The organism is Tenacibaculum todarodis, assembly GCF_001889045.1.
GTDB classification, from domain to species: Bacteria; Bacteroidota; Bacteroidia; order Flavobacteriales; family Flavobacteriaceae; genus Polaribacter; species Polaribacter todarodis.
The window spans coordinates 477,750-496,059 of the sequence record NZ_CP018155.1 but is presented as its reverse complement, the minus strand read 5'-3'; the positions used below and the strand labels follow the sequence as shown (position 1 = coordinate 496,059).

22 protein-coding genes are annotated in these 18,310 nt (G+C 30.0%); 12 read left to right on the top strand and 10 right to left on the bottom strand.

Going from position 1 to position 18,310, the window contains the following annotated elements:
* The first annotated feature begins 17 nt into the window (after nucleotides 1-17).
* Nucleotides 18-362, top strand: coding sequence for a hypothetical protein (locus LPB136_RS02230; RefSeq protein WP_072554577.1), 345 nt, complete (start codon nucleotides 18-20; stop codon nucleotides 360-362).
* Here the strand turns inward: LPB136_RS02230 and LPB136_RS02225 are convergent.
* Nucleotides 349-750, bottom strand: coding sequence for a group III truncated hemoglobin (locus tag LPB136_RS02225; protein WP_072554576.1), 402 nt, complete (start codon nucleotides 748-750; stop codon nucleotides 349-351). The genes LPB136_RS02230 and LPB136_RS02225 overlap by 14 nt on opposite strands.
* Before the next feature lie 66 nt (nucleotides 751-816).
* Between LPB136_RS02225 and LPB136_RS02220 the strand changes: the two genes are divergently transcribed.
* From LPB136_RS02220 to LPB136_RS02190, 7 genes are all read left to right on the top strand, one after another.
* On the top strand, nucleotides 817-1,413 hold the full coding sequence (locus LPB136_RS02220) for a Crp/Fnr family transcriptional regulator (protein WP_072554575.1): 597 nt from the start codon (nucleotides 817-819) through the stop codon (nucleotides 1,411-1,413).
* A gap of 65 nt (nucleotides 1,414-1,478) precedes the next feature.
* Nucleotides 1,479-2,822: an adenylosuccinate lyase gene (gene purB / locus LPB136_RS02215; protein WP_072554574.1), complete on the top strand. Its 1,344-nt coding sequence runs from the start codon at nucleotides 1,479-1,481 to the stop codon at nucleotides 2,820-2,822.
* 1 nt (nucleotide 2,823) lies between these two features.
* Nucleotides 2,824-3,243, top strand: a complete 420-nt coding sequence (locus LPB136_RS02210; RefSeq protein WP_072554573.1) for a hypothetical protein — start codon at nucleotides 2,824-2,826, stop codon at nucleotides 3,241-3,243.
* Between the two features lie 46 nt (nucleotides 3,244-3,289).
* Nucleotides 3,290-3,565, top strand: a complete 276-nt coding sequence (locus LPB136_RS02205) for a hypothetical protein (protein WP_072554572.1) — start codon at nucleotides 3,290-3,292, stop codon at nucleotides 3,563-3,565.
* Between the two features lie 47 nt (nucleotides 3,566-3,612).
* On the top strand, nucleotides 3,613-5,883 hold the full coding sequence (locus tag LPB136_RS02200; protein ID WP_072554571.1) for a TonB-dependent receptor: 2,271 nt from the start codon (nucleotides 3,613-3,615) through the stop codon (nucleotides 5,881-5,883).
* A gap of 157 nt (nucleotides 5,884-6,040) precedes the next feature.
* Nucleotides 6,041-6,550: an OmpH/Skp family outer membrane protein gene (locus tag LPB136_RS02195; RefSeq protein ID WP_072554570.1), complete on the top strand. Its 510-nt coding sequence runs from the start codon at nucleotides 6,041-6,043 to the stop codon at nucleotides 6,548-6,550.
* Nucleotides 6,551-6,643: 93 nt separating this feature from the next.
* On the top strand, nucleotides 6,644-7,321 hold the full coding sequence (locus LPB136_RS02190) for a YiiX/YebB-like N1pC/P60 family cysteine hydrolase (protein WP_072554569.1): 678 nt from the start codon (nucleotides 6,644-6,646) through the stop codon (nucleotides 7,319-7,321).
* A 483-nt stretch (nucleotides 7,322-7,804) separates the two neighbouring features.
* On the opposite strand, the gene lon is transcribed toward LPB136_RS02190, so the two are convergent.
* Nucleotides 7,805-10,261, bottom strand: a complete 2,457-nt coding sequence (gene lon, locus LPB136_RS02185) for an endopeptidase La (protein WP_072554568.1) — start codon at nucleotides 10,259-10,261, stop codon at nucleotides 7,805-7,807.
* Between the two features lie 305 nt (nucleotides 10,262-10,566).
* Complete coding sequence (locus tag LPB136_RS02180) at nucleotides 10,567-11,328, bottom strand: MBL fold metallo-hydrolase (protein ID WP_072554567.1); 762 nt, start codon at nucleotides 11,326-11,328, stop codon at nucleotides 10,567-10,569.
* Between the two features lie 75 nt (nucleotides 11,329-11,403).
* On the opposite strand from LPB136_RS02180, the gene LPB136_RS02175 reads away from it, so the two are divergent.
* Genes LPB136_RS02175 through LPB136_RS02160 form a run of 4 tightly spaced genes read left to right on the top strand, consistent with a single transcriptional unit; the run spans nucleotide 11,404 to nucleotide 14,485 of the window.
* Nucleotides 11,404-12,852, top strand: coding sequence for a nicotinate-nucleotide adenylyltransferase (locus LPB136_RS02175; protein ID WP_072554566.1), 1,449 nt, complete (start codon nucleotides 11,404-11,406; stop codon nucleotides 12,850-12,852).
* A gap of 57 nt (nucleotides 12,853-12,909) precedes the next feature.
* Nucleotides 12,910-13,458 (top strand): RNA polymerase sigma factor, encoded by a 549-nt coding sequence (locus LPB136_RS02170; protein ID WP_072554565.1) that lies wholly within the window; start codon nucleotides 12,910-12,912, stop codon nucleotides 13,456-13,458.
* A gap of 32 nt (nucleotides 13,459-13,490) precedes the next feature.
* Complete coding sequence (locus tag LPB136_RS02165) at nucleotides 13,491-14,027, top strand: hypothetical protein (protein WP_072554564.1); 537 nt, start codon at nucleotides 13,491-13,493, stop codon at nucleotides 14,025-14,027.
* Nucleotides 14,024-14,485, top strand: coding sequence for a hypothetical protein (locus LPB136_RS02160; RefSeq protein ID WP_083426166.1), 462 nt, complete (start codon nucleotides 14,024-14,026; stop codon nucleotides 14,483-14,485). Before LPB136_RS02165 ends, LPB136_RS02160 begins: the two co-directional genes overlap by 4 nt.
* A 28-nt stretch (nucleotides 14,486-14,513) precedes the next feature.
* On the opposite strand, the gene LPB136_RS02155 is transcribed toward LPB136_RS02160, so the two are convergent.
* The 7 genes from LPB136_RS02155 to idi all read right to left on the bottom strand — a co-directional run bounded on the left by LPB136_RS02155 (nucleotide 14,514) and on the right by idi (nucleotide 18,288).
* Complete coding sequence (locus tag LPB136_RS02155) at nucleotides 14,514-14,711, bottom strand: hypothetical protein (RefSeq protein WP_072554563.1); 198 nt, start codon at nucleotides 14,709-14,711, stop codon at nucleotides 14,514-14,516.
* Nucleotides 14,712-14,834: 123 nt separating this feature from the next.
* Nucleotides 14,835-15,095 (bottom strand): hypothetical protein, encoded by a 261-nt coding sequence (locus LPB136_RS02150; protein WP_072554562.1) that lies wholly within the window; start codon nucleotides 15,093-15,095, stop codon nucleotides 14,835-14,837.
* A 27-nt stretch (nucleotides 15,096-15,122) separates the two neighbouring features.
* Entirely contained in the window at nucleotides 15,123-15,749 is a 627-nt protein-coding gene (locus LPB136_RS02145) for a chloramphenicol acetyltransferase (RefSeq protein ID WP_072554561.1), read from the bottom strand.
* Nucleotides 15,746-16,435, bottom strand: a complete 690-nt coding sequence (locus LPB136_RS02140; protein ID WP_072554560.1) for an HAD family hydrolase — start codon at nucleotides 16,433-16,435, stop codon at nucleotides 15,746-15,748. Before LPB136_RS02140 ends, LPB136_RS02145 begins: the two co-directional genes overlap by 4 nt.
* A complete protein-coding gene (gene kdsB / locus LPB136_RS02135) occupies nucleotides 16,428-17,162 on the bottom strand; it encodes a 3-deoxy-manno-octulosonate cytidylyltransferase (RefSeq protein ID WP_072554559.1) in 735 nt (244 codons plus the stop codon). The genes LPB136_RS02140 and kdsB overlap by 8 nt, the downstream gene beginning before the upstream one ends.
* Before the next feature lie 195 nt (nucleotides 17,163-17,357).
* Nucleotides 17,358-17,771, bottom strand: a complete 414-nt coding sequence (locus LPB136_RS02130; RefSeq protein WP_072554558.1) for a 6-pyruvoyl trahydropterin synthase family protein — start codon at nucleotides 17,769-17,771, stop codon at nucleotides 17,358-17,360.
* Nucleotides 17,764-18,288 carry an isopentenyl-diphosphate Delta-isomerase gene (gene idi, locus LPB136_RS02125; RefSeq protein WP_072554557.1) on the bottom strand — a complete coding sequence of 175 codons (525 nt, stop codon included), beginning with the start codon at nucleotides 18,286-18,288 and terminating at the stop codon, nucleotides 17,764-17,766. The genes LPB136_RS02130 and idi overlap by 8 nt, the downstream gene beginning before the upstream one ends.
* Between the last annotated feature and the right edge of the window lie 22 nt (nucleotides 18,289-18,310).

The following is an 18,310-nucleotide window of genomic DNA, read 5'->3' as shown; positions in this document are numbered from 1 at the left end:
GTATAAATATACATATTATGAACACTCAGGCAATACACACAAGTAGTTTACAACGTAAAAAATCAATAACAATTTTACCAATTAAATGGGTAAATGATTTTATTGAAAAAGAAAAAACTAATGGCTTAGGAATAACGTTAGCCTACATTATGATTGGTACAGGTGTTGGCTCAATAACCGCGGCTTTATCTGTACACAACACGGTAAATCTTTTTATTTTAATGACGTCCGTTAGTTTAGCAATGGCTACAAATGCGGCAGTAATTAGTCAACAATCCTTTAAATTTACAACATGGATGTTTGTTATTAGCATGAAGATTAATGCTATATTATTAATTTATCAAATTGCTAATTTGTTTTAGGTTTATGCTGAAACATTTTTAAAAATAACATAAAAGCGATATTGCGAGCATTATTTTTTGCCTTTATCGCTTTTTCTCCATAAAAAAGTTCATCTAAAGTAACAATCCATAACTCTAACCATTTTCCAAAATGTTTTTGAGTTATACCATAATTATTCTCTGCATCTAACTTTTGATGAACTTTCATTGGATTTCCTTTATATTTCTTAGCAAAAAACAAATTAGTTTCCCAAAAATCGGTCAGTTTTTCTAAATGAGGATTCCATTCAGGTTCTGGTATTGCTTTTAAAAAAATTGGACCAATAAAATCATCTTTTTTAATTTTAGCATAAAAAGTTGATACTAATAAAAACACGTCTTCTCTATTTTCAATATCTTTTAATTCCATTTTTTATTGTTTTAAAAATTCAAAACTATATATTTATGCTATCATAAACTTATGACTTAAATCATAATGATAAACGAAGAACTTTTACAGGAATTTGGAGCAATAATTAAAGAATATTCTAAAAATGAAATTATCTTTAATCAAGACGAAAGTGCTCGAAATTACTATCAAATAATTAGCGGAGCTGTTAAAATGAATAATTTTAATGACGACGGAAAAGAATTTATTCAAGGTATTTTCTATAAAGGGCAAAGTTTTGGCGAACCTCCGTTATTTATTGATGTAAAATATCCGGCAAATGCTGAAACACTTTCAGAAAGCAGCATTATAGTATTGCCAAAAACCAACCTTTTAAAGTTGTTATATCAACACCCTGAAATTCATTTAAACATCACAAAAAGTTTAGCTAATAGGCTGTATTACAAAGCTATAATTGCTTCAGAAATTTCAAGTCAAGAACCCGAACATCGCGTACTTCGTTTTATTGATTATTTAAAAGATGATGTACATAAAATAACAGGAAATTTCACCTTTAAAGTAGACCACACAAGACAACAAATTGCCGATATTTTAGGGCTTAGAGTAGAAACAGTAATTAGAGCCGTTAAAAACTTAGAAGCTAAAAATGAAATTAAGATTATAAAACGAAAAGTTTTTAGATAATTTATTATTTTATTAAGGAAATAGGCTACTAAATTTGCTATTTTTGCGGCTAGCAACACAACAACATGAATCTTACACAATTAAACGCAATCTCACCTATTGATGGTAGATACAGAAGTAAAGTAGCAGAACTTACTAATTATTTTTCTGAAGAAGCACTTATAAAATACCGTGTTAAAGTAGAAATTGAATATTTTATTGCGCTTTGCGAAATCCCTTTACCACAATTAGCAGATTTTAATACAGATCTTTACGAAGATTTGCGAAACATATACATCTCTTTTTCTTCGGAAGATGCGCAGAGCATAAAAGACATTGAAAAAGTAACAAACCACGATGTAAAAGCGGTTGAATATTTTATCAAAGAAAAATTTGATGGCTTAAACTTACAGAAATACAAAGAGTTTATCCACTTCGGGTTAACTTCTCAAGACATTAATAATACTGCAATTCCGTTATCTATAAAAGACGCAATGGAAGAAGTTTATTACGGTTCTTTAGATCAATTAACGTCTAAATTAACAGCACTTTCTGAAGAATGGGAAGATATTCCAATGTTGGCAAGAACGCATGGACAACCTGCGTCTCCAACTCGTTTAGGAAAAGAGTTTTTTGTTTTTGTAGAACGTACATTACAACAAGTTTGGTTTTTACAAAACGTACCACATGCAGCTAAATTTGGTGGTGCAACAGGAAACTACAATGCACACAAAGTTGCATATCCAGATATTGACTGGAAGGCTTTTGGAACTAATTTTGTTGAAGAAATTTTAGGTTTACACCATTCTTTTCCAACAACTCAAATAGAACATTACGATCACATGGCAAGTTTATTTGATGCCATGAAACGTGTTAATACCATTTTAATAGATTTAAACAGAGATGTTTGGACCTATGTTTCTATGGATTATTTTAAACAAAAAATTAAAGAAGGCGAAGTTGGTTCTTCAGCAATGCCTCACAAAGTAAATCCTATTGATTTTGAAAATTCTGAAGGAAACTTAGGAATTGCAAACGCAATTTTTGAGCATCTTTCAGCAAAATTACCAGTTTCTCGTTTACAACGTGATTTAACTGACAGTACTGTTTTACGTAATGTTGGTGTTCCTTTTGGGCATACATTAATCGGTTTTTCTTCAACTTTAAAAGGTTTAAATAAATTATTGTTGAATAAAGAAAAGTTTGAACAAGATTTAGAAAACAATTGGGCGGTTGTTGCAGAAGCAATACAAACAATTTTACGTAGAGAAGCGTATCCAAATCCGTATGAAGCCTTAAAAGGTTTAACAAGAACTAACGAAAAAATTAATCAAAAATCAATTGCTAATTTTATTGACACTTTAGAAGTATCTTCAACCATAAAAGAAGAACTAAAAGCAATAACACCAAGTAATTATACAGGAATATAATATGTTTAGACTATCTTTTTTAATAATTGTTTTATTGTTAATTTCATCATGTGCTCCAGAAAAAAATGTTGACGCGTCAAGATTTAAATATGGTGTTTTTGAAATTCCTGCTGGAGATGGTTATGGAAAAACTACAATTATTAGAAAAGATAGTTTACAAATTGAACAATACATTAAGAAAGTTAGTGTTTCTAACGATAGTACTTCTTTTGAAAAAGAAACAAAACACATTGACACCTTATATATTAAATGGAAAAATAGTTTCTTCTATACCTTAAAAATGAAATCGCCAAAGAGCGATTTAGATAAAGATCCTATATTTGTTCAAATAACTAAAGTTACCGACACAACGTATAACTTTACTGCCAAAATTGGTTTCAGTAATTTTAAACAAGACGGTACCGTTTTTAAAGTAAAGTAAAATTAAGACAGTTAAAAAACATATTGCAGTATTATTTATTTTTGCATTGCTAATACCTTTAGCAATACAGGCTGCGCATGCTATAGAAAATCATGAACACACTGTTTGTAAATCTATTACTGACCATCACGTACACGAAAAAGATTTAGATTGTTCTGATCTTCATCAAATTTTAGAAACTTATTCAAGCGGAAATACTACAGATTATACAGTAATTCCAACTCATTTTTATTCTCAAGATTATAACGAACAACCTCAACAAATTACCGTTGTTTTTATATCTAAAAAAACCTCTCGAGGCCCACCAAATTTCACTGTTTAAACGCTACGAAAAAGAACTCTTTTTTATAAACAGTAAAATAATTTACAATGAAATTTTATATCAAATTCCTATTTTTAATAGGATTTACAAGTGCGTACGCACAAAATACAATATCAGGAAAAATAACAGATAAAAACAACAATGCTTTATTAGGTGTAGAAGTTTATGCAACAGAACTACATAAAGGGACTACTACTTTAGAAGACGGAACATACAAGTTTAAAAATATTCCTAATGGAAAAATAACCATCAATTTTAGTTATTTAGGTTTTAAAACAGTTTCAAAGAACTTTATTTTTTCATCTGAAAATCAAACTTTTGATTTGCAATTAGATGAAGCCGTTTTTATGATGGATGAAATTATAGTTTCAACACCATTTAACAAATTGCAATCGGAAAACGTGATGAAAGTTGAACGTTTATCAGCTAAAGCAATACATAAAACGGGTGCAACAACTTTATCTGAAGGAATTACAAATATTGCAGGAGTTTCTCAAATATCTACAGGAACATCTATTGGAAAACCTGTAATTAGAGGTTTAAGTGGTAATAGAGTTTTGGTGTACACACAAGGAATTCGTTTAGAAAACCAACAATTTGGAGACGAGCACGGATTAGGAATTAGCGATAATGGTGTAGAAAGTGTTGAAGTTATAAAAGGCCCTGCATCTCTACTCTATGGTTCGGACGCTTTAGGTGGTGTTTTATATATTAACCCCGAAAAATTTGCCAAAGATAATGACACACAAGTATTAGCAAGTCAGCGTTATTTTAGCAATACATTAGGTAGTAATAGTTCTTTAGCTTTAAAAACTTCAACTGATGATTGGAAATTTTTAGCGCGTGGAACTTATGCTTTTCACTCAGATTATAAAATTCCAACAGACCAAAGAGTTACCAATACTCGTTTTAAAGAAAAAGATTTAAAGTTAGGTGTTGGTTATAATAAAACTTCTTTTTCTTCGGAATTACGTTATAATTTTAACAATTCTAAATTAGGTATTCCAGAGGAAGGAATTATGGAACAATCTACAAGCACAAATCCGCTTGAACCGTTTCAAGAAATTGATAATCACATTATAAGTTTACACAATCACTTTTTCTTCGGAAATTCTAAGTTAGATATCGATTTAGGGTACACTTTTAATGATAGAAAAGAATTTGAGGAACACCATGATGAACATGGTGATGATGATCATGACGACGATCATGATGAGCATGAAGAACATGAAGAAGCTGCTTTACACATGAAATTGAAAACGTTTAGCTATAATGCTAAATATTATTTACCAAAATTAGGTAAAGTTGAACTATTAGTTGGTGTACAGGGTTTAAATCAAACAAATACAAATTTTGGTGAAGAGTTATTAATTCCGAATGCAACAATTAATGATTTTGGCGTATTTACCACAGCTAATTATAGTTGGAATAGAAACACTATTCAAGCCGGAATTCGTTTTGATAACAGAGCAATTACTACAGAATATCACGAAGTTGCCCACGAAGATGAAGTTCACATTTTTAACGCAATTGATAAATCTTACGATAGTTTTACAGGTTCTTTAGGATTTAAAACATCGCTTTCTGATAATTTTACAGCAAGAATTAACCTTGCTTCTGGGTTTAGAGCACCCAATTTAGCAGAATTAACATCAAATGGAGTACATCATGGAACAAACCGATTTGAAATTGGAAACAATGATTTAATCAACGAGAAAAATACACAAGTTGATATTGCTTTAGAATATGCAACAGAACATTTTGAATTGTTTACAAACGGATTTTACAATCAATTAAACGATTATATTTATTTAAATCCTACGGGAGAAATTGAAGATGGCGCGCCAGTTTATACTTATATCCAAGAAGACGCAAAATTATATGGAGCAGAAATTGGTTTTCATTTACATCCACATCCGTTAGATTGGTTGCATTTAGAAAGTACTTTTGAAACCGTAATTGGTAAACAAGATAATGGAGATTATTTACCATTAATTCCTGCAAATACTTGGAAAAATACGTTTAGAACTGAGTTCAATTTAAATAACTGGTTACAACAAGGTTATGCTTCTTTAAGTTTACATAGCACGTTTGCGCAAGAAAATGTAAGTCAGTTTGAAACTTCAACAGATGCATACAGTTTGCTAAACTTAGCTTTTGGTGGCGATGTTTCAATTGGTAAAACAAAGTTTAACACTTATATTTCAGTAAACAATTTATTTGACAAGGAATACATAAACCATTTATCTCGTTTAAAACAAGACGGAATTTTAAACGCTGGAAGAAATATTGTTGTTGGCGTACAGTTTGAGATATAAGTAAACTTTATATTTTATTATTAAAAAAGCTAACCAAATTATATAATTTGGTTAGCTTTTTTAAATTAAGATTTCTAGAACAAAACAACCTAAAAAAGGTTCAATTCCTTGTAGGTATTTTTATTATATTACAACCCTAATTAAATTAATAAAAATCATGAAAGAATTAAAAAAAGCATTACTAATAATTACACTCCTTTTTGGAGCTGTAATTTATACAAATGCACAAACTAAAGTAGCACATATTAATACACAAGAGCTAATTTCATCTATGCCAGAAATGAAAGTTGCTAAAAGTAAATTTGATAAACTTCAAGAATCTTTAGGAAATGACATACAAGCATCAGTAACAAAATACAGAAATAAATTAACACAATACAAAAACGATGCAATTAATAAAACTACTGCTGAAAATGAAGCTAGAAAAAAAGAACTAGCCGAGTTAGAAAGAAGAATACAAGAAGCGCAAGCAGCAGCTCAAAAGACAGCAGAGGCAAAATATATAGATTTAACAAAACCAATTCAAGAAAAAGCATTGGCTGCGATACAAAAGGTGGCTAGAGCTCAAGGTTTTTTATATGTTTTAGATGAAACAGAAGGTTCTGGATTGTTATTAGCAGATGGAACAAACTTAATGAGTGCAGTTAAAAGAGAATTAGGTATTTAATATATCAATAGCTTTTTACTTACTATTTAATGAATATCCACAATTAACCTTGTGGATATTTTTATATATTACAATAATAACAACAAAACAATCATGTCTAAAAATCTAAAGCAAACTTATATTCTTCTTATATTTTCTGTTGTATTAATCAGTTGCAATAGCAATCAAAAAAAGGACACTTTTCAATTAAAACAAGGAGATTTACTGTTTCAAAACACGGGAACTGGCGAAGTTGATACTGCTATTAAAGATGTAACAGCAACTTCTGTTTCTAAAAACTATTCGCATGTTGGAGTGGCAATGCAAAAAGATGGAGAATGGTTTGTTGTAGAAGCAATACCAAAAGAAGGAATTTGCCAAACTCCTTTAAAAAAGTTTTTAAATAGGAATAAAAGTAAATTAGATAAATCTCAAACTACGGTTGCAAGGTTAGATGATTATTACCAACCTTATATTGCTAATGCAATTACTTATGGATTAGAAAGAATTAACACGCCTTACGACGAGATTTTTTTATGGGATGATACTTCATATTATTGCTCGGAATTAGTGTATAAGATGTTTTCTTCTCAAGGTTTATCAAAAGAAGAAAATCCTTTTCTTACGAATCCAATGACATTTAACGACAGCACAGGAAAACCAATGCCAAGTTGGGTAAGCTATTACAAAACACGCAACCAACCAATACCAGAAGGAATTGAAGGCACAAACCCAAACTTAATGGCAAGCAGTCCAAAGATTACGTTTGTCCATGATTATGAGAAGGAATAACTTATTTTATAGTATTCAAAGATCAGGTGCTTATAAAATTTAGTTTGATTCTAAACTTATTTTTGGGTAAATTCGCTAACGTTGAATATTAACAATTAAAACTGTGAATATTCTTTTACAATGGGATGCAATACCTTCGGTCTTTTGCATCCCATCGCCGCGCGGCTTCGCCGATGACATGCGCAGCCCTTCGGGACTGCACACATCATCGGCTAAATTTAGTTTTTGAAATTGAAAAATACTGCGTATCTTCCAATTTCAAAAACTAAATTTAGCCTCGCGGCGTTAGCGAACTCGCTAAAAATAAAGATTAAATACGCTTATATTTTTGCTGAAAATTAGCAAACAAGTTTAGCCCTGATTGCAGCGGCATCCTTTTTGTTTTTCACAAAAAGATATAGCGAAAAGCAGGAAATAGCTTCTTAAAAAAGAATCAAATTTTAAGCATAAAAAAAGCCTCTCAGATTTGAGAGGCTTTTTTAGTTAGGCTAATTTCTTAGCGTTTTTAACTTTTTGCTTTGTAAGCGCAACGTCTATTACTTGGTGCATTTCGGTTACATAATGAAACTTCATGCCTTTTAAATAACTTGCTTTAATTTCTTCTATGTCTTTTTTGTTTTCTTCGCACAGAATAATTTCTTTAATATTTGCACGCTTTGCAGCCAATATTTTTTCTTTAATTCCGCCAACTGGCAACACTTTTCCACGTAAAGTAATTTCACCTGTCATAGCCAATTTATTCTTCACCTTACGTTGCGTAAACACAGAAACCAAAGAGGTTAACATGGTAATACCAGCACTTGGTCCATCTTTTGGCGTTGCGCCTTCTGGCACGTGAATATGAACATCGTACTTTTCTAAAATCTCAGGTTTTATACCGAAAACCTCGGCATTTGCCTTGATATATTTCATGGCAATGGTAGAAGATTCTTTCATTACTTTACCTAAATTACCTGTTATAGAAAGGTTTCCTTTTCCTTTAGATAAAATAGATTCTATAAATAAAATATCGCCTCCAACGCTTGTCCACGCTAAACCGGTTACCACTCCTGCAACATCATTGTTTTCGTATTTATCGCGCTCTAAACGTGCTGCTCCTAAAATTTTCTCAATGTCTTCATTGGTTAAAGAAATATCATATTCTTCTTCTAAAGCGATAGATTTTGCGGCAAAACGCACCACTTTTGCTATTTGCTTTTCTAAACCTCTTACGCCAGATTCTCTTGTATAACCTTCTACTACTTTTTCTATCTGTGCTTTTCCTAACTTTAAATGTTCAGCTGTTAAACCGTGTTCTTTTAATTGTTTTGGTAACAAATATTTTTTAGCAATTTCTATTTTTTCTTCAATCGTATAACCGGTAACATTTATAAGTTCCATTCTGTCGCGTAATGCCCACGGAATCTGACCTAAATTGTTTGCCGTTGCTATAAATAACACTTTAGAAAGATCGTAACCAACTTCTAAATAATTGTCGTAAAAAGATTCGTTTTGCTCAGGATCTAACACTTCTAACATTGCTGAAGAAGGATCTCCTTGATGGCTATTACTTAACTTGTCTATTTCATCTAACACAAAAACTGGATTTGAAGTTCCTGCTTTCTTCAAATTCTGAATTAAACGTCCTGGCATTGCACCAATGTAAGTTTTTCTGTGTCCACGAATTTCTGCTTCGTCTCTTAAACCACCTAAAGACATACGCACATATTTACGTCCTAATGCTTCTGCAACAGATTTCCCTAACGAAGTTTTACCAACTCCTGGAGGTCCATATAAACAGATAATTGGCGACTTCATATCTCCACGAAGCTTTAAAACTGCTAAATGTTCTATAATTCTGTCTTTTACTTTTTCTAAACCAAAGTGATCTCTATCAAGAATTTTTTGTCCTTTTTTAAGGTCGAATTTATCTTCGGAATATATTCCCCAAGGTAAATCTAACATCAATTCTAAATAGTTTCTTTGTACGCCGTATTCCGCCATTTGCGGATTCATACGTTTTAATCTATTTATTTCTTTCTCAAAAGTTTCAGCAACTTCTTTTTTCCATTTCTTAGTTTTTCCTTTAGCGCGCATTTCTTCAATCTCTTGATCGTTAGAAACACCACCTAATTCGTCTTGAATGGTTTTTAACTGCTGATTTAAATAATACTCACGTTGTTGTTGGTCTAAATCTGAACGTGTTTTAGACTGAATATCATTCTTTAATTGCAATTTTTGCAACTCTTTATTTAAGTTCTTAAGTGTTAATAATGCACGTTCTTTTAAATTATCTTTTTCTAAAATAACTTGTTTTTGCGCAACACTTAAATCCATATTTGAAGATATAAAATTCACTAAAAACGAATCGCTTTTAATGTTTTTTATAGCAAATGAAGCTTCTGAAGGCAACATTGGGTTTTCTTCAATAACTTTTAAAGCCTGCTCTTTAATTGCATCTAAAATTGCTCTAAATTCTTTTTTGTCGTCAACCTCACGTTCTTCAACAGCTTCTTTTACAACTGCTTTTAAATACGGTTCTTCTTGAATGATATTTTCAATTTCGAAACGTTTTTTACCTTGAATAATAACGGTTGTGTTACCATCTGGCATTTTTAAAACTCTCAAAATTTGCGCTACAACTCCAGTTGTATGAATGTCTTTTCCTGTTGGAGTTTCTACCTCTTCGTTCTTTTGCGCTACAACACCAATAATTTTATTGCCTTTGTTTGCTTCCTTTATAAGTTGAATAGATTTATCTCTACCTGCTGTAATTGGAATTACAACTCCTGGAAATAAAACGGTATTTCTTAACGGAAGAATTGGTAAAATCTCCGGCACTTCTTCTTTGTTGATTAACGCTTCGTCTTCTGGTGTCATTAACGGAATTAATTCCGAATCTTCATTCATCATATCTTGAAGCGACAAACTGTCTAAATGTATTATTTTCGATTTACTCATCTGTATATTTTGCTGTCAATCTGACATTGAATTTCAAGAAAAATTTCTTAAAATTTTGTTGTTATTTTTATAAAATTCTGAATACTAGTAGCTTAAGTGATAATTAAAATACTAATTCACTTATAGAAGTCAATTGTTGTGCCAATTCTTTCGTTTAGAAATATTTATATTTAAGTAACATTCAAAAATTATTCATTGAAAAAATTAGGCTAAAATTTCAAAAAAATGACCAAATAGAAACATAGTTCATATTGGCTTTACGGAATATTAATTACTATGTTTTCTATGTAACTATGTGGTGAAAATTATTCTAAAACTAAACCGTCATAAGCTAAAAAAACATTTTCTGGCAATTCTTTTTCTGCATCTGCATGAAAACCTAGAGGTTCACTAATGTGTGTTAAATATGCTTTTTCAGGTTGTAATTCTTCAATAAAAGCTAAAGCTTCATCTATATTAAAGTGGGAGAAATGAGGTGCTTTTCGCAAACCAGTAACCACAAGAAAATCAAGGTTTTTAAGTTTACTTTTCTCCTCTTCACTTATGGTTTTTATATCCGTTATGTAAGCAATATTTCCAAATCGATATCCCAAAATTGGTAAATTTCCGTGCATCACTTCAATAGGTATCACTTCTACTCCATCCAACACAAAATTCTCTTTATGAGAAATAATAATAGGCTTTACATTTGCGGCACTTGGATACCTATTTTCTGTAGCAAAAATATAATCGTATCGCTTTTTTAACGAACCTAAAACTCTTTCAGTCAAATAAATAGGAACTTCACCCATTTGAAAACCATAAGGTCTAATTTCTTCAAAACCAGCAACATGATCTGCATGCTCGTGTGTAAACAAAACTCCGTTAATAGACGTAACATTTTCACGTAACATTTGCTGCCTAAAGTCTGGTCCAGTATCAATTACATAATTAACATTCTTCCAAGAAATTAAAACCGAAGACCGTAAACGTTTATCTCTTGGGTCTTTAGATTTTGCTACAGGATGTTTACTTGCTATCATTGGAACTCCTGTAGAAGTTCCTGTGCCTAAAAATGTTAATTTCATTCCTACAAAAATAAGATAAAAATTGACTGATACCTTCTAATTTTAGTACATTTGTTATCATAACAAACAAACATAATGGCAATAATATTAAAAGGAGATCAAGAAATTAATAGTGTACCAAGTACAAAGAGCAAAGCGCTTCGTATTAATTTAAATGCAAATATCTACGGAACCTTTGCAGAAATTGGTGCAGGACAAGAAACTGTCCGTAATTTCTTTAGAGCTGGTGGTGCTTCTGGTACTATTGCAAAAGCAATGAGCGCCTACGATAAAGATTTCTCTGATGCTATTTATGGAGTTGGAAAAAACGGTAGATATGTTACCGAAACTCGTTTAAAAAAGATGTTAGTTCATGAAATTGAATTAATTGAAGATAGATTAAGCCGTAACAAACATCCTGATAAATTATTTTTTAGTTATGCCAATACTGTTGCCACAATTAATTTCTCTAAGAAATTTAAAGGGCATGGTTGGGTTGGATTTCGTTTTCAACTAGATCCTTTAGAAGATTATAATGAAATTGTTTTACACATTCGTTTTAAAGAAACAGATGCTCGTTTACAACAAGAAACACTAGGTATTTTAGGTGTAAACTTAATTTATGGTGCTTTTTATATGAATGATAATCCGAAGGAATTAGTAAAATCTTTCTATGACAATTTAGATAAAGATCAGCTAGAAATTGATATGATTAATTTCTCTGGACCACGTTTTATGTATGTAGACAATCGTTTAATGAGTTTACAATTAGTAAAAAACGGAATGACAAATGCAGTAATGTTTGGACCTGACGGAAACAACTTATTACCAGCTCAAGTTCTTTATAAAAAGAATATTTTGGCAATGCGTGGAAGCTTTAGACCTGTTACTAAAGTGAATATGGATATGTTTGAAAAATCTAAAGCACTCTTTTTTGCTGAGAAAAAAGTAGATCCAGAAAACACTAAAGTTATATTTGAAATTACATTAAGTAACCTACGTGCAGAAGGTAAAATTAATGAGAGAGATTTCTTAGACAGGGCAGAACTACTTTGTTCTTTAGGGCAAAATGTAATGATTACTGACTACCAAGAATACTTTAAATTGGTAGAATATTTTAGTGAGTTTACTAAAGAAAGAATGGCACTTGGAATGGGAGTTTACAACCTAATCCAAATTTTTGATGAAAAATATTACCGTCATTTAAGTGGTGGTATTTTAGAAGCCTTCGGAAAACTTTTTTACAGAGATTTAAAAGTTTATATGTATCCTTATCACGATCAAGAATCTGGAGAATATATTACTAGTGAAAACTTAAAAGTACATCCACGTATGAAAGAGCTTTATAAGTTCTTTAAAAACAATGGTAAACTTGTTAATATAGATGATTTTGATCCTAAAATTTTAGATATTTTTTCTCGCGAAGTTTTAAGAATGATAAAATGCGATGAAGATGGTTGGGAAGCAATGTTACCAGAAGGAGTTTCTGAAATGATTAAAACAAATCGTTTATTTGGTTTTACTCGTAAAAGAATTAAAAAATAAGTTATACCCAACTTAAACCTTTTATCTTTTTTGTCGTCTAATTTAAAACACCTCTGATTGACAGAAGAAATTACACTTGTTAAAGAACTACAAGATGTTCTAACTAAAGAACGTGCTTTTCGTGTACTTATATCTCAATATAAAGAACGCTTATATTGGCATATAAGAAAGATTGTAATTTCTCATGATGATGCAGATGATGTTTTACAAAACACATTTATAAAAATTTTTAGAAATATAGATAAGTTTAAGGCAGATAGTAAATTATACTCTTGGATGTATAGAATTGCCACAAATGAAGCTATAACTTTTATAAATAAAAGAGCCAAAGAAAACAATGTTGATATTGAAGAGTGGCAACAAGAAAATGCATCTAGCATTGTAAATGACACTAATTTTAGTGGTGAAGAAATTCAACTAATTCTACAAAAAGCTATTGCAACTTTACCACAAAAACAACAACTTGTTTTTAATATGAAATATTTTGATGATTTAAAGTATACAGAGATATCTGAAATTTTAGAAACTTCTGTTGGAGGCCTTAAAGCATCTTATCATCATGCAGTAAAAAAAATTGAAGAATATATAAAATCAAGCGTAGATTAAACCTTTTTATAAAACTGAAGTCTAAGTAACAGATGAACAACAATTTAGAACATAGCGAAGAATTTATCCGAAGTAAAGTAGGATTGGAAAATGGTTTTTCTACACCTGAGAATTATTTTGAAGGCATTGAAGATGCTGTTTTTACTACGCTTTCATCTGAAATAATTCCTAACGAACACAAACTAGAAGTTCCTAGCAATTACTTTGAAACATTAGAAGATAGGATTTTAGCCAAAGTTTCAATAGAAAAGAAAGAAACTAAAGTAATTTCTTTAAGAGAAAGAATGTTACAAATTATACCAACTGCTGCAGCTGCATCTGTTTTATTATTTATTGGTCTTACTTACTTTTCTAACTCAACGGTAACGTTTGATGACATAACAATTACTGATATTGATTTTTGGTACGATAATAACAACGAAAATATTAGTTCTTCTGATTTAGCAATGGTTTTTGAAGCTTCTGATTTTGAAGAAAATATATTATCAGAAAATAGTATCGAAGAAGATAGTTTAGAAGAATATTTAAACGCAGTTGATCCTTCAACTTTATTAAACGAGATAAAATGATAAAAAAAATAATAGTAACAATTACCTTTTTAGTTTTAGCATTTTCTGCTAATGCGCAATTAAAAAAAGGAAGTAAAGAAAAAATTAAAGCACTAAAAATAGCTTTTATTACTGAGCAATTAGAACTCACTGAGGCAGAAGCTCAAAAATTTTGGCCGTTATACAATAAGTTCGACAATAATATGATGGATTTACGCTATAAAGAAAGAATAGCGTTAAAGAAAAAGCTTAAAGAATTAGGTGGCATTGAAATAATTAAAGAAAAAGATGCAAAAGAAATAACGGAAAAAATTATAGCACTAGACAAAGCTGCTTATCAAAACAAACAAGATTTTTTTGACGAGGTAACTCAAGTACTATCTTATAAAAAAATGCTACGATTGGAAATTGCTGAAAAGGAATTTCATCGAAAATTACTTAGAAAGTATAGAGAAAAAAAAGATAAAACTAAGAAATAAAAAAAAGACCGCAATTGCGGTCTTTTTTTTATTTCTTTATTAATGCCATACAAATATATAACTCTGGTTTATTTGAAGTAAACTGCTGTAACCAAATGGTTAATTCTTTTACTTCGTAGGGTAATAATCTTTGTAAAGCTTTTTCTAATTCTTTGCAAAATAAGTCTGAATTGAAACTTACTTTTTTAAGTACCGTTTTGGTATACTCGAACATTGCTCTTGCCATTATTATAATGTATTAATTACAAACTATTTATAAAACGAAATAGCTTTATTATTATTGTATAAAGATAAAAAAATCCGACCTTTATATAAAGATCGGATTGTTAAAAAATTTATAAATAATTATTTATAAACCGTTTACTTTAGCTATTAAAGCGTTAGCTTTTGTTTCTAACTCTGCTCCTACAGCTTTATAATGTGCTTTTTTATTTTCTACATCTTTAGCATGAACCTTTGCAATTAAACTATCAAAAGTTTCAATAGCCTCGTCTATAATTGCATTTCCTTTTTCAGTTTCATTTTTTAAAATTGAAACATCTAAAGTATAATCAATAATATCTCCTAATGTATAATTAATATCTTTTTTTAAATTTTTTATGCTTGCCATAATATGTTTTATTTATAAGTTGCAAATTTAGTTGAAATTATCTAACTCTTCTTGAAATTTATTAAAAAATAAACCAATATGATATCCGTCTACCAAAGCATGATTTACATTTACTGCAATTGGCATTAAAATTTTGTTTTCTTCTTCTTTAATTTTACCAAAAGCTAATTGCGGAACACTATTATCTTTATCTCCAGAAAAAGGTTCTTTATGTGCTGTAAAATTTACCCAAGGTAATGCTGAACAATGTATACAACCTAAAGAATATTCATTTGGGAATAAAGCTGTTGAATTTTCAATTCTTTCTTTTTCTTGTAAAAAATTAGCATAAAACTCAATAATATCTTCAGAAAATTTAATGTAAGAAAACCCAAAAGTATTGTCTTTTCTAGCTATTGTTGCAGATGCATTAATGGTATTATATATAGCTATTTTATCGCCTTCTATTCTATATTTAAAGTTTTCGACAGCATTAATTGCCTTCATACAAGCATGTAAATAGAGAATAAAAAAAGAATAATCGGAATTTTTAGAATACCTAAAAGCATTAGTAACGTCCACATTTACAACTAAAGAAAATGTTGGGTCGGCTAAGGTTCTAAAATGTTCAAAATGTTGTTTTCTATTCCAACTTTCAATATCTAAATATTTCATATAAATTTTAAAATATCAGTAATTTTTACCACTGTTTTATATTCTTCAGACTTTTCTTCTTCTAAAACCTCTTCATGCGCCCAAGTTGTATGAAAAGGAACGTGAATTGCAGTTGCCCCTACTTTCAACAAAGGTAAAACATCGGATTTTAAAGAATTTCCTATCATTAATAATTCAGACGGATTAATATCTAAATGCTTGATTAACTTAATATAGTCTGCTTCTTTCTTATCACTCATTACTTCAATATGATGAAAATATTTTAGCAAATTAGATTTTTCTAACTTTCGTTCTTGATCTAATAAATCTCCTTTAGTTGCAACAATTAATTTATATTTTCCTTGTAATTCTTGAAGTACTTCTTCTACTCCATCTAACAATTCGATAGGTTTCTCAAGCATGTCTTTACCAATCTTTAAGATTTTATCTATTGTCGTTTGATTAATTTTATAATTAGATAATTCTAAAGCGCATTCAACCATAGAAAGTACAAAACCTTTAACTCCGTAACCATATAATGGAAGGTTTTCTATTTCTTTTTTAAAAAGCTCTTGGTCTATTTTATTCTCAGTTTCATACTTAGAAAGTAATTTTGCAAACTCGTGTTCTGCCTCTCTAAAATAAGTTTCATTAACCCAAAGCGTATCATCTGCATCAAAAGCAATAACCTTAATGTCTTTATACATTTAAAAAAAGTTTTTTAGCTTTTTCTAAATCTTCTGGAGTATCAATTCCAATAGACTCTACAGAAGTTTCAATCATTTTTATTTTTTTACCTACTTCTAAATATCTAATTGCCTCTATTTTTTCAGCTGCTTCTAAAGGTGTCATTGGAGTTGTATAAAAATCTAACAATGCCTTTTTTCTAAAAGCATACACACCTTTATGTTTAAAATATTTTACTTGTATTTCTTTATCTCTGTGAAAAGGAATTACGCTTCTAGAAAAGTAAATAGCAAAATTATTTACATCTGTAATTACCTTAACATTATTAGGGTTTTCAATTTCTGACTTATCTGTAAGTGCTACTTTTAACGATGCTAAATCAATTTCTTTCTTTACATCCTTTTTAAAAGCATTAATTAATTTTTGAAGAGAAATTTCATCAATAAAAGGCTCATCTCCTTGTACATTTACAACAATGTCTACATCCATATTTTGAACAGCTTCCGCTATTCTATCTGAACCACATTCGTGTTCTTTTATACTCATTATTACTTTTCCTCCTGCATTTGTAATTTCAGAAAAGATAATATCTGAATCTGTTACTACAAATACTTCGTCAAATAAATTTGTTTTTATAGCACTTTCATACGTTCTAACAATTACAGATTTTCCTCCTAAATCTTTCATTAGTTTTCCTGGAAATCTAGACGCTTGATAGCGCGCAGGAATCATGGCAATAATTTTCATAAAGAATGATAAAAAATTAGACTCAAAGATACATATTTATAAATTCTGATTTTATACAGAATAAAGTCTATTATGAGTAAGTTTTAATTATTATATTGGTGGAAGAACTCGAAGCAAAGAAATAGAAATAATTACTTTATAAAAACCTCTAACAATTCAGATATTTTGTTGAGTATAGAAATTAACTTTTGCCATTTATTCTCCTTTATAGCTTACAAAGTTTCTTGCAGTTTCGTACAATGTAATTTCTATGGTTAAATTTGTAGGTAAATGTTTTTTCAATTTATTATAAATAACAACCGAAATATTTTCTGCTGTTGGGTTTAGGTCTTTAAATTCAGGAACTTCTACATTTAAGTTTTTATGATCTAATGCCTCTTCAACTTCACTTTTAATCAATTCTCTAAGTTTACCTAAATCATACACAAAACCTGTTTCTTCTTCTATTTCTCCGGTTAAAGAAACAATTAGTTCGTAGTTGTGTCCATGAAAATTTGGATTGCTACACTTGCCAAAAACGGCAGTGTTTTTAGCATCAGACCAATCTTTTCTATACAACCTGTGTGCTGCATTAAAATGCGCTTTTCTATGTACAGTAACTTTAGGCATATTGTGTTAGTTTATCGTAAGATTTTTCAAAAATAATTTTAAACCAAGCTGTGTATTCTTGTGGATTTTGATACATATCTTTTTTAACAGCTTCTAAAGTCATCCATTTATAAGCTTCAACTTCTTCTTTGTTTATAATTGGTTTGTCGTTATAACTACCAATCATTACATGGTCTAATTCATGTTCCGTTAAACCATTATCAAACGGTGCTTTATATATAAAAGAAAAAATCTCTTTTAATTCACAAACAAACCCCATTTCTTCTTGTAAACGACGTTTACCCGCTTCCAAGTTTGTTTCTCCATCTCGTTGATGAGAACAACACGTGTTTGTCCATAATAAAGGCGAATGGTATTTTTCTGCAGCTCTTTGTTGCAAAAGTAATTCTCCTTTATTATTAAATGTAAAAACTGAAAATGCTCTGTGTAATAAAGCTTTTTCGTGCGCTTCCATCTTTGGCATTAATCCAATTTGATTATCGTCTTTATCTACTAAAATTACCTGTTCTTCTTGCATACTAAAATATGAAACACAAACT